Source organism: Arenimonas fontis, from assembly GCF_008386465.1.
In the GTDB taxonomy this organism is placed as follows: domain Bacteria; phylum Pseudomonadota; class Gammaproteobacteria; order Xanthomonadales; family Xanthomonadaceae; genus Arenimonas; species Arenimonas fontis.
On sequence record NZ_VUOD01000006.1, the window covers coordinates 1 to 11,813 of the forward strand.

Annotated in this window: 10 protein-coding genes and 2 pseudogenes; 2 read left to right on the forward strand and 10 right to left on the reverse strand. The window is 67.9% G+C overall.

Annotated features, from left to right (window positions below; all coding sequences use genetic code 11):
* Together F0415_RS08765 and F0415_RS08770 are read right to left on the reverse strand one after the other, a co-directional pair.
* A pseudogene (locus F0415_RS08765) lies at positions 1-187 on the reverse strand (ISL3 family transposase); the annotation flags it as partial.
* A 215-nt stretch (positions 188-402) separates the two neighbouring features.
* Positions 403-846: a hypothetical protein gene (locus tag F0415_RS08770; protein ID WP_149860846.1), complete on the reverse strand. Its 444-nt coding sequence runs from the start codon at positions 844-846 to the stop codon at positions 403-405.
* Between the two features lie 173 nt (positions 847-1,019).
* On the opposite strand from F0415_RS08770, the pseudogene F0415_RS12705 reads away from it, so the two are divergent.
* A pseudogene (locus F0415_RS12705) lies at positions 1,020-1,514 on the forward strand (phage integrase N-terminal SAM-like domain-containing protein); the annotation flags it as partial.
* Positions 1,515-1,733: 219 nt separating this feature from the next.
* Positions 1,734-3,410, forward strand: coding sequence for an ADP-ribosylglycohydrolase family protein (locus F0415_RS12710; RefSeq protein ID WP_342780503.1), 1,677 nt, complete (start codon positions 1,734-1,736; stop codon positions 3,408-3,410).
* A gap of 27 nt (positions 3,411-3,437) precedes the next feature.
* Here the strand turns inward: F0415_RS12710 and guaA are convergent, their stop codons facing one another.
* From guaA to F0415_RS08815, 8 genes are all read right to left on the reverse strand, one after another.
* Positions 3,438-5,006, reverse strand: a complete 1,569-nt coding sequence (gene guaA, locus F0415_RS08780) for a glutamine-hydrolyzing GMP synthase (RefSeq protein ID WP_149860848.1) — start codon at positions 5,004-5,006, stop codon at positions 3,438-3,440.
* Complete coding sequence (guaB, locus tag F0415_RS08785; protein ID WP_149860849.1) at positions 5,006-6,463, reverse strand: IMP dehydrogenase; 1,458 nt, start codon at positions 6,461-6,463, stop codon at positions 5,006-5,008. The genes guaA and guaB overlap by 1 nt, the downstream gene beginning before the upstream one ends.
* Positions 6,464-6,551: 88 nt before the next feature.
* Positions 6,552-7,829, reverse strand: a complete 1,278-nt coding sequence (locus F0415_RS08790) for a TRAP transporter large permease (protein WP_149860850.1) — start codon at positions 7,827-7,829, stop codon at positions 6,552-6,554.
* Positions 7,826-8,359 (reverse strand): TRAP transporter small permease, encoded by a 534-nt coding sequence (locus F0415_RS08795; RefSeq protein WP_149860851.1) that lies wholly within the window; start codon positions 8,357-8,359, stop codon positions 7,826-7,828. The genes F0415_RS08790 and F0415_RS08795 overlap by 4 nt, the downstream gene beginning before the upstream one ends.
* Positions 8,360-9,343 carry a TRAP transporter substrate-binding protein DctP gene (dctP, locus tag F0415_RS08800; RefSeq protein WP_188310345.1) on the reverse strand — a complete coding sequence of 328 codons (984 nt, stop codon included), beginning with the start codon at positions 9,341-9,343 and terminating at the stop codon, positions 8,360-8,362.
* A gap of 23 nt (positions 9,344-9,366) precedes the next feature.
* Positions 9,367-10,251: a TRAP transporter TatT component family protein gene (locus tag F0415_RS08805; RefSeq protein WP_149860853.1), complete on the reverse strand. Its 885-nt coding sequence runs from the start codon at positions 10,249-10,251 to the stop codon at positions 9,367-9,369.
* Between the two features lie 24 nt (positions 10,252-10,275).
* On the reverse strand, positions 10,276-11,145 hold the full coding sequence (folD, locus tag F0415_RS08810; RefSeq protein WP_149860854.1) for a bifunctional methylenetetrahydrofolate dehydrogenase/methenyltetrahydrofolate cyclohydrolase FolD: 870 nt from the start codon (positions 11,143-11,145) through the stop codon (positions 10,276-10,278).
* Between the two features lie 139 nt (positions 11,146-11,284).
* The gene (locus F0415_RS08815; RefSeq protein WP_149860855.1) at positions 11,285-11,752 is read right to left on the reverse strand and encodes a hypothetical protein; all 468 of its coding nucleotides are present in this window, start codon (positions 11,750-11,752) and stop codon (positions 11,285-11,287) included.
* Positions 11,753-11,813: the final 61 nt, after the last annotated feature.

Below are 11,813 nucleotides of genomic sequence, written 5' to 3' on the forward strand. Positions count from 1 at the left end.
GCCGGTAACGCTTGGCGACGGTGTCGTGAACCGGATGCTGGCCCTCCACGCCAGCCAGCGCGAAGCGGCTGCCGGCGATGAAGTCCACCCGGATGGTGAGCGTCTTGGCCGCCAAATCGAAGTCCGCGCCCGTCACCTGCCACGGCGGAGAGACCCCCAAGGCAGCCTCAAACAGCTTGTCAGTCATACCCGATCCCGTACCTGCTCAGGTCCAGCTTACCCACTCGAAATTGAAAAGAGGCACCTTTTTTGCTCTGTCTTTGAGAGCGAAAGGCACGGAGACGTGAATTTCGTCACCCGATCTAGCAATGAGAATTTCCATCAAGTAGCCCCAATGTCTGTGCTGAAACCTAACACCAGAATTAAGCCGCGCCGCGAAGCGGCGTCGGCTTGAATGAATCGTTAGACCGCGCCGAGCATCCGCGCAACGAGCGGTCCGATTGCTTCAGTAGCCGCGAGCCTCGCACCCGCCGCCGTAACCGATTTGAGGCGCTCAAAGTAGCTTCTCCGATCCACAGAAGAATCCACTGACTCCGGAGTCTTTTGAAGAAGCGCAAATCCCTTGCTGGTGAGCACCAGGCTCTGGAACCCACGCACCTCCAGGTACTGCGGCCCATCCGAGACTCGAACGAAACCTTCGTCGATGAGGAACCGGATGGTCGCATCCGCAGCAGTAAGGAGGTGTTGGTATTGCGGGCTTCCTTCCGCGTACTTCTCTTCCAGTAGTACGCCAATCCCCAACACGGTCGGGTCGATGTTGGTCGGGGTGGGGAACGCCTCGTAGAGCTTAACGAGGACCTTCGCTGCGACGATATTGAAGACTTCGATGTTCGGAGGTGCGCTCATGTTTGGAGGTCTAACTACTATTAGACCCCGAAGTGGGGCGTAGCACGGATTCTGTGGCAGGACTGAGGGCTCGTCAATCAGGCTTTTCCTATAGGAATCAGTGGTTTGTGGCGATGGGCGCGGGGCTGGGGGCATGAAACATTGAGGGCGTTATCCGGTGTGGAGACGTCCATATGCAATATGACCGCAGCGCTGCAGCCGTAACCGGCGTGCGAACCCAGCCGGAACGGCCACGGTTGTTGGACGAAGTTCGGCGCCGTTTGCGGATGAAGCATTACAGCTTGCGTACCGAGCAGGCGTATCTGTACTGGATTCGCCGCTATATCCAGGCCAACGGCAGGCGGCATCCGCGCGAGATGGGCGGCGCGGAAGTGGAACGCTTCCTCAGCGACCTGGCGCGCAAGGGGCGGGTGGCGCCCAGTACCCAGAACCAGGCGCTGTCGGCGCTGCTGTTCCTGTATCGCGAGGTGCTGGCGCAGGAACTGCCGTGGATGGAGAACGTGGTACGGGCCAAGCGCGCGCCGCGCTTGCCGGTGGTGCTGTCGCGCGCGGAAACGACGGCTTTGCTGCGCCATCTGTGCGGACGCGAGGCGTTGATGGCGGCGCTGCTGTACGGCAGCGGCCTGCGATTGATGGAGTGCCTGCGCCTGCGGGTCAAGGACGTGGAAGGGATCGATACGAGCGCCATGCAAAATTTCACAGAGCTTCACCTCAAGCCAGAGACGCTGGCGCACTACGGGTTGCCGGATATCCCGTACCCCATCCCTGTAACCGAGCTGAAGCCGGCCTTACTCGACAGTGGGGATCTTCCGCTGGCCGCGATGCTGCACGGCCTGCAACAGCGTAGCCGGGATGGAAAGGCCGCATGGCAGCAGGTCGAACCCGCAATGGATCGGCTTTCCGAGCTGTTGGCGCCTGACGATGCCCGCGATGTCATTTCAGCTGCCGGTGACCACTGGTGGCTCGAGGTGGGGCCCGTAGACCTCGGCGGCAAACTTGTCACCATCCAACGTGGCGATGCTCTGATCGCTGCCATTACCGCCCGGGACGACGGACGCTTGCGGGTGGCCGTGTTTCGCCCGTTGGACGCCAAGAGCGCGGAATACCTGATCGCGCTGGGGCAAGCGCCGCACCCTGAGCACGGGGTCTGCATGCGCGAGAACAACTGGGAGTACGCGCTCGACTGCTCCGCCGGCAACGGCAACTACTACGCGGCCGACCGGGGCGAGGCCTACCTGTCCTACTGGGAGAAAGGCCTGGGCATCAGTTGGGACGGCTCCGATGTGCTCGAGTGGCGCAAGCAGCTGGACCTCGTTGCCCGGCCCGCCGCGCGCGTGGTCGCAGAGCTGGGCGTCTACTACACCTTGTCCGGCAATGAGGACGAGGAGCCGGTTGACGATGCGGGCCCGACGGAAGATATCGAGACGCCGGCCTCACCGGCCTGGCGCAGAAAACGTCAGCAAAAACGCACGGTTCGGGGGCGGTTTCTGGGCTGCCTACTCGGCGGTGCAGTCGGCGATGCGCTGGGCGCACCGGTTGAGTTCATGAAGCGGACCGAGATTCTGCGTCGCTTCGGCCCGAATGGCATCACCCAGTACGCACCGGCGTACGGCGGCCTGGGGAAGATCACCGACGACACGCAGATGACGTTGTTCACCGCCGAAGGGTTGATCCGAGCCTGGGTGCGCGGCTGTTTCAAGGGCAGCACGACCTATACCGGGGTAACGGCGCATGCCTATCTGCGCTGGCTGCAAACCCAGGGCGAACGCCCGACATGTGACATCAACTTCGGTACTGATGAGCCTGGCTGGCTGTTTCAGCAGCGTCAGCTGCACAGCCGTCGGGCACCGGGCAACACCTGTCTATCAGCCCTTCGGGCGATGAACCATCTCGGGGAACCGGCCCGCAACGACAGCAAGGGCTGCGGCGGCGTCATGCGGGTTGCGCCGGTCGGTCTGTTCGCTTGGCGCCTGCGTCAGCACGAATCTCCCCAAGACGCCTTCCGATTGGGTACCGAATTGGCTGCGCTGACCCATGGGCACCCGACCGGAGCCCTGACCGGTGGTGTGCTGGCAGTGCTAGTCCTTGCACTGACAGATGGCGCTTCGCTACCCGAGGCACTGGCCGCCGCCAAGAGCGTCTTGCGAGCCGAGCCAGGCCACGAGGAAACGCTGCGGGCCATTGAGATGGCTGAGGAGTTGACCGATTCAGGCCTGGCTCATGAAGAAGCCATCGCCCAGCTGGGCCAGGGCTGGATCGCCGAAGAGGCGCTGGCGATTTCCATCTATTGCGCGCTGGTCGCCCGCAATTTCAAACAGGGCGTGATCCTGGCCGTGAACCACGATGGTGACTCCGACTCAACCGGAGCGATCGTCGGCAACCTGCTCGGCGCGATGCACGGCGTCAAGGCGATCCCTGCCGAGTGGCTGGCGCCACTGGAGCTGCGCGACGTCATCACCGAGTTGGCGGAAGACCTCTACGCCTTCAAGGATTGGGTGATCGGCGAGCACAGCGACAACGAAGAGCTGAACCGGCGGATCTGGCGGAAGTACCCGGGATTCTGAGATCGCGACCGTGCCAAGGGCCGCGCCTCACTCCCACTCAATCGTCGCCGGCGGCTTCCCGCTGATGTCATAAACCACGCGAGAAATCCCCCGCAACTCATTGATAATCCTGCGGGAAACTGTGTCGAGGAAGTCGTAGGGCAAGTGCGCCCAGTGCGCCGTCATGAAGTCCACGGTCTCCACCGCGCGCAGGGCGATCACCCACTCGTAGGCGCGGGCATCGCCCACCACGCCCACCGACTTCACCGGCAGGAACACGGCGAAGGCCTGGCTCACCTTGTCGTACAGGTCGGCCTTGCGCAGTTCCTCGATGAAGATGGCATCGGCGCGGGCCAGCAGCTCGGCGTACTCGGGCTTGACCTCGCCCAGGATGCGCACGCCCAGGCCCGGGCCCGGGAACGGGTGCCGGTAGACCATCTCGCGCGGCAGGCCCAGCTCGACGCCGATGCGCCGCACCTCGTCCTTGAACAGCTCGCGCAGCGGCTCCACCAGGCCCAGCTTCATGTGCGCCGGCAGGCCGCCGACGTTGTGGTGGCTCTTGATGACGTGAGCCTTGCCGGTCTTGCTGCCGGCCGACTCGATCACGTCCGGGTAGATGGTGCCCTGGGCCAGCCAGCGGGCGTTCTTCAGCTTGCCCGACTCCTCCTCGAAGATCTCGACGAAGAGGTTGCCAATGATCTTGCGCTTGGCCTCGGGGTCGGCCACGCCGGCCAGCGCCTTGAAGTAGCGCTCGGCGGCGTTCACGCGGATCACCTTCACGCCCATGTGCTCGGCGAACATCGCCATCACCTGGTCGCCTTCCTGCCAGCGCAGCAGGCCGGTATCCACGAACACGCAGGTCAGTTGATCGCCGATGGCCCGGTGCAGCAGCGCCGCCACCACCGAGGAATCCACACCGCCGGACAGGCCGAGGATGACCTCGTCCGAGCCCACCTGTTCGCGCACGCGGGCGATCTGGTCCTCGATGATGTTGGCGGCCGTCCACAGGGTCCGGCAGCCGCAGATGTCCACCGCGAAGCGGCGCAGCATCTGCGCGCCCGACTTGGTGTGGGTGACTTCGGGGTGGAACTGCACGCCATACCAGCGCCGCGCCTCGTCGGCCATGGCCACGATCGGCACGCTGGCGGTGCGGGCCACGGCAGCGAAGCCCTCGGGCAGCCTGGTCACCCGGTCGCCGTGGCTCATCCACACGTCCAGGCGCGGCGGGCTACCGGCGTGGTCCTTCAGGCCGTCCAGCAAGGCGCACTCGGCGGTGACTTCCACCTCGGCATAGCCGAACTCGCGGTGGTGGCCGCCCTCGACCAGGCCGCCCAGCTGCGCCGCCATGGTCTGCATGCCGTAGCAGATGCCCAGCAGCGGCACGCCCAGATCGAACACTTCCTGCGGCGCCCGCGGCGAGCCGGCCTCGGTGGTGGATTCCGGGCCGCCGGAAAGCACGATGCCCTTGGCGCCGAAGGCCTTGATCTCGGCCGGGTCGTGGTCCCAGGCCCAGATCTCGCAGTAGACACCGAACTCGCGGATGCGCCGGGCGATCAGCTGGGTGTACTGGGCCCCGAAATCGAGGATGAGGATCTTGTCGGAATGGATGTCGTGCATCAGCTCATCCGATAGTTCGGCGGTTCCTTGGTGATCTGCACGTCGTGCACGTGGCTTTCGCGCACGCCGGCATTGGTCACCCGCACGAACTTCGGACGGGTGCGCATTTCCTCGATGGTGGCGCAGCCCACGTAGCCCATGGAGGCGCGCAGGCCGCCGGCCAACTGGTGGACGATGTTGCGCAGCAGGCCGCGGTAGGGCACCCGGCCCTCGATGCCCTCGGGCACCAGCTTGTCGGCGTCGGAGGCGTCCTGGAAGTAGCGGTCCTTGCTGCCCTTCTCCATCGCCCCCAGCGAGCCCATGCCGCGGTAGCTCTTGTAGCTGCGGCCCTGGAACAGTTCGACCTCGCCCGGCGATTCCTCGGTGCCGGCGAACAGGCCGCCGATCATCACCGCGCTGGCGCCGGCCGCCAGGGCCTTGGCGATGTCGCCGGAGTAGCGGATGCCGCCGTCGGCGATCAGCGGAATGCGGTCCTTGAGCACGTCGGCCACCATGTCGATGGCGGTGATCTGCGGCACGCCCACGCCGGCGACGATGCGGGTGGTGCATATCGAGCCCGGGCCCACGCCGACCTTCACCGCGTCGGCGCCGGCGTCCATCAGGGCCAGCGCCGCGTCGCCGGTGACGATGTTGCCGCCGATCACCTGCAGGTTCGGGTAGTGCTTCTTGGCCCAGGCGACGCGGTCGAGCACGCCCTGGCTGTGGCCGTGGGCGGTATCCACCACGATCACGTCCACGCCGGCCGCGACCAGGGCTTCGATGCGGGCCTCGGTGTCGCCGCCGACCCCGACCGCGGCGCCGACCAGCAGCTGCTCGTCGGCGTCCTTGGCGGCGTTCGGGTTGTCACGCGCCTTCTGTATGTCCTTGACCGTGATCAGACCCTTGAGCGCGAAGCCGTCGTCCACCACCAGCACCTTCTCGATGCGGTGCCGGTGCATGAGCTCCAGGACCTCGTCGTCGCCTGCCCCCTCGCGCACCGTGACCAGCTTGTCCTTGCGGGTCATGATGTTCTTCACCGGGTCGTCCAGTTTCTTCTCGAAGCGCATGTCGCGGCTGGTGACGATGCCCACCAGTTGGCCGCCCTCCACCACCGGCACCCCGGAGATGTTGCGGGCCCGGGTCAGTTTCAGCACTTCGCCGATGGTCGTTTGCGGCGTCACCGTGAACGGCTCGCGGATCACTCCGGCCTCGAAGTTCTTGACCGTGGCCACCTGCGCCGCCTGTTCGGCCAGGGACATGTTCTTGTGGATGATGCCGATGCCGCCGAGTTGGGCCATGGCGATGGCCAGTCGGGCCTCGGTAACGGTGTCCATGGCCGCGGACACGATCGGCAGGTTCAGGCGGATGCCGCGGGTGAGGCGGGTGGCCAGGCTGACGTCCTTGGGCAGGACCGTGGAGTGGGCGGGGACGAGGGAGACGTCGTCGAAGGTGAGCGCTTCGGCCTGGATGCGCAGCATGGGCGGCTCCGGGGTGAGGAAGCGCGGCATTATAGCCTGCCGGCCCGCCACCACGCGGCTGCGGCGACTCGGGCCGGTTGGCGTCCCGTCAGCCCAGCAGCGCCAGGGACAGGCCCGGCCACCAGGTGATCAGCAGCACCGCCGCCGCCAGGATCAGGAAAAAGGGAATGCAGGCCCTGACCAGGGTGCCTATCGGCCGGCCGAAACGGTAGGCGGCGATGAACAGGTTCATGCCTACCGGCGGGGTGAAATAACCCAGTTGCAGGTTGGCCAGCATGACGATGCCCAGGTGCACGGGGTGAATGCCGAAGGCCGCCGCCACCGGCAGCAACAGGGGAACGAGAATGACCACCGCCGAGAAGATGTCCAGCAGCATGCCCACCGCCAACAGGAACAGGTTGAGCAGCAGCAGGAAGGCCAGCGGGCTGTGCACGTGCCGGCTCAGCCATTCGAACAGCCGGGTCGGCACTTCCTGATCCACCAGCCAGGCCGAGAGCGCCAGCGCGGCTCCGAGGATCAGCAGCACGGCGCCTACCAGGCGCACGGCCTCGGCCATTACCCGGGGCAGCTCCCGGAAGGATATTTCCCTATTTATCAATACAGTTACGATCAAAACATAAAGTGCTGTCACAGCTGCGGCCTCGCTGGCCGCAAGGGCGCCGGAGTAAATGCCGCCCAGCACGATAAGGGGCAGCGGCAGCTCCCAGGCGCTTTCCCGCAGGGCGCCGGCCAGTTCCGACCAGGAGAAGCGTGCACCACGCGGCAGGCGCCAGCCCTCGCGCATCGCCTGCAGGGACAACAGCGCCATCATCAGCGCGCCGGGCAGCAGGCCGGCCAGGAACAGGTCGGGGATGGTCACCTCCCCGCCCCCGGCCTGCCCTGCCACGAAGCCGTACAGGATCAGCGGCAGCGAAGGCGCGAACAGCAGGCCCAGGCTGCCGCCGGCGGTCACCAGGCCCAGGCTGTAGCGTTCGGAATAGCCGGCCTGGCGCAGCGCCGGATACAGCAGGGCGCCCAGGGCCACGATGGTGACGCCGGACGCGCCAGTGAAGGCGGTGAAGAAGGCGCAGGCGACGATGGCGACGATGGCCAGCCCGCCCGGCAGCCAACCCAGCAGGGCGTTCGAAAGGCGCACCAGGCGCCTGGGCGCCCCGCTCTCGCCCAGCAGGTAGCCGGCCAGGGCGAACAGCGGGATGGCGGCCAGGCCGGGCAAGTCGCCCAGCCGGTAAAGTTCGACGGCGAGCACCACCGGGTCGTAGCCGGCGAGGTGGAAACCCAGCAGGGCCACGCCGGCGATGACCGCGAAGAGGGGCATGCCCAGCGCTGCCAACGCCAGCAGGATCAGCAGGCCCAGCCACAGGCTCATGGCCGCGCCCCTTCCCCCGTCTCCGGGGATGGCGGCGCGCCTGGCGCACGGTCTGCCCCCGGGCCAGTGCCCGCCGTCAGCAGGAAGCGCAGCGCCATCAGCCCGAAGCCCAGCGGCAGGGCCAGCATCGGTACCCAGCTCGGGATGCCCTCGATGAAGGGCACCGGCGCCTCGCGTTCCAGCCGCACCAGGCCCCAGCCCAGCCAGGCCAGGCTGCCGCAGAGCGCGGACGCGGCCAGTTGCGCGACGGCCCAGGCCAGCCGGCGCAGCCGTGGCGGCAGCAAGCGCGGCAACACGTCGATGGCGATGTGGCGGCGCTCGCGGGTCGCCGCCAGCGCCCCCAGCAGGGCGAGCCACAACACGCCAGCCCGGCCCGCGGCTTCCGCCCAGGCCAGGCCGGTGTCGAAAAAGACCCGCAGGCCGATCTGGCTCACCGACAGCAGCAGCAGCGCCGCCACCAGGGCCGCCAGCAGCATGTCCTCCGCCCGGTGCAGGCCGTCCAGCCAGCGCCGCGTCCGCTGCGCGGGCATTCAGTCGGCCCTTGCCTCGGCCAGCACCCGCCGGACTTCCGCCAGCAAGGCCGGCGAGATCGCCTGCCTGGTTTCGAGTTCCGCCATCACCTGCTCGCCCAGTCCGCGCCAGCGCGCCGCCTCTTCCGGCGCCAGCTCGGTCACCACCAGGCCCTGGCGGCGCAAGGCTTTCAGGGCTTCGTCCTCGTCTTCGCGCACGCTGGCATCCATGCGGCGGGCGGCGCCGGCGAAGGCCCCGGCCAGCACCTGCCGGTCTTCCGGCGACAGTCTTGCCCAGGCCTTGTCGTCCAGCACCAGGAAACCGACCACGTAACTCAGCGGCAGATCAACGAGACTGCGCAGCCGACCGTGCCACTGCAGGGCGATGGCACCGCTGGGCGTGTTGGCCACGGTGTCCACCATGCCGGTCTGCAGCGCGGTGAACACGTCGCCGATCGGCAGCGGAATCGGGCTGACTCCGCCCAGTTCGAAGGTGCGGATGGCGATCGTGTCGTTCTGCGGCACCCACAGCTTGATGCCGGCGACGTCGGCCTGGCTGCGCAGCGGCTTGTTGCCCATGATGTAGGCGAAACCGACGCCGCTCACGCCGAGCAGGCGCAGGCCGCGCTCTTCGAAACCCTTGGCCAGCAGCGGGTCGACCTGGGCCCGCACCGCTGCCACCTCGTCCCAGTTCCGGAACAGGAAGGGCAGGCTGTACAGCTGCGAATCCGGATAGACCAGCGACAGCTCGCTGCCGGTGAACACTCCGCCCTGCAGCTGTCCCAGCCGCATCTTGCGCAAGACCACGGCGTCGTTGCCCATCACGCCGCCGGGGTAGAACTTCACCTCCACCCTGCCCCCGGTGCCGGCCTTGACCTCGGCGGCGGCGGCGCGCAGCTCGCGCATCCAGGCCGAGCCTTCCGGCGCCAGCGTGGCGATCTTGATCTGCTGGGCCCAGGCCGTGCCCGCCAGCAAGCAGACCAGAAGGGTCAGGATTGCGCGCATGCCCCGGCTCATCGTTCCTCGCCTCAGAAATAGTCCTTGCCGCTCTCCAGCAGCTTACGCGCCCGCTCCTGCGCCAGCACGTTCATCAGCGTATAGCCGGGTGCGACCGGGTCGGCGGCCAGTACCTCGCCGAGCAGACGATCGTGCAGGTCCTGATCGAAGACCAGGCGGGCGTAGTACTCCGCCATCAACGTGCGCGCCATCAGGTTGCGGCCACCGCTGAGGGCGATCGCCTGTTCGAAATGCTGGCGACCGCGCCCGGGCTGGCCGCCGAAGGATTCCGGGCGCAGCGAATGCAGCACGCCCAGGTAGGCCTGGGCCATGCCGCCGCCGTGGCCGGGCTCGATCTCCACCACCCGCTCGAGCAGGGCCTGCACTTTGGGCAGTTCGGCGATCAGGCCCCAGTCGCCGCTGTTTGCCTGCAGTACGCCGGCCCAGGCCGCAGCCAGGCCGTAAAGCGCTTTCACATCCTCGGCCGACGCCTTCGCCACCGCCGCCTCAAAGGCTGGAATATCGCCGTCCAGGGCCCTGCAGATCGCCTCGTCGGTGACGCAGATGCTGCGCCGGGCGTAGTCCAGCGCTTTGGCCGCCATGCGCCGGGCCCGCACCGCATCGTCGCCGGTGAAGTTGCCGGCGTAGGCGCCGTTGAGTTCCGCCGCGGCCAGCAGCAGGCTCGCCTTGCGCGGCGAATCCGGCTTGCCGTCGGCGATCAGGCCGTCGATCAGCAGCAAGTAGGCCGGCAGGCCGTCGCGGACGGTGGCCGGATCGTCGCTGTCGACCACCGCCTGCCCGAGCTGCGCTGCCAGGCGGTCGCCGGCCCGGCCGGCGATGGCGGCGCAGGCGGCCAGCAACGCCGCCAGCGCGGCAATCAGGGCAAGGCGGAAGAATCGGCGCGTCGTAATCGGCATCCCGGCCTCGATGTCAGACGATCATCATGACGCTTGTGTGTCGAAGGCCTCGGCGGCCTCGAGCGTGTTCTGCATCAGGGTGGCCACGGTCATCGGCCCCACCCCACCGGGCACCGGCGTGATCCAGGAAGCGCGCCTGGCCGCCTCCTCGAAGCCGACGTCGCCGACCAGGCGGCCGTCCTCGAGCCGGTTGATGCCGACGTCGATGACCACGGCGCCGGGCTTGACCCATTCGCCCGGAACGATGCCCGGCCGGCCCACCGCCACCACCAGGATGTCGGCCTCGCGCACCTGCCGCTCCAGCACCTCGCGCGGGGTGAACTTGTGGCAGCAGGTGGTGGTGCAGCCAGCGATCAGCAGTTCCAGCGCCATCGGCCGGCCGACGTGGTTGCTGACGCCGACGATGGTGGCGCTGCGGCCGCGCACCGGCTGGTCGGTATAGGCCAGCAGCGTGGTGATGCCGCGTGGCGTGCAGGGCCGCAGGCCGAACTGGCGCAGGGCCAGGTGGCCGACGTTCTCCGGGTGGAAGCCGTCCACGTCCTTGCGCGGATCGATGCGATGGATCAGGGCGCTGGCGTCACGACCGCCCGGCAGCGGCAACTGGACCAGGATGCCGTGGATGGCCGGGTCGGCGTTGAGCCTGTCGACGAGGGCGAGCAACTCTTCGTCGCCGGTGCTGGCCGGCAGGTCGTAGTCGACGGCGCGAATGCCCACCTTCGCGGCGGCGCGGCGCTTGTTGCGCACGTAGACGGCCGAAGCGGGGTCGTCGCCCACCAGCACCACGGCCAGGCCGGGTGCCGGCTTGCCGGCGGCGAGCCGGGCCTGGACCCGCTTGGCCAGGTCGTCCAGCAGGTCTTCGGCGATGCCCTTGCCATCGAGGATGCGGGCGCTCATGGAACTCCGGGTTTCGGCGCGAGAGGCCGCGATTATCCCCGATGCGCCGACGGCGCCGCCAGCATGGCGCCTTCGGCAAAAAGATGCCCCGGCCTTGCGGGCCGGGGCAACAAGTCTCCCAACTGACGGGAAGAGAGATTCAGGCGCGGCGGGCGCGCTTGCTGGCCTTGCGGGCAGCCGGACGGCGGGTCGCCTTCTTCGCCGCCGAACGACGGCGGGCACGGGTCGGTTTGTCGGCCAGGCCGAAACGCGCCAGCACGGGCTGCAGGCGGGTCTCGAACTCGGCCTGGGCCTGGTCGGCGAAAGCCAGCGCCTGCTTGCGCAGCGGCGCCACCTTGGCCTCAGCCTGCCTGCGTAGCGGGGCGATCTTCTTTTCCGCCTGCCTGCGCAGCTTCGCGACCTCGCTGCGGGCCTGCTCGGCTGCGGCGCAGGCGCGCTCGCGCAGCGCTTCGGGAGCGGCGGCCAGGGTCTCGACAGCCTGCGCCGCCTGGCGGCGACCGATGGCCACGGCACCCAGGCCGGCCAGCAGCAGGTTGCGGGCGGTGACGGGCGTGGCGGCGGCGCGGGCCGGACGGGCCTTGCTGGCGGAACGGGTCGAACGGGTCATGGCTCACCTCGTGTCGTGCGGCCGGAAAGGGCCGGTGTCGGGCCCGAGTCTGGTGTCGCCG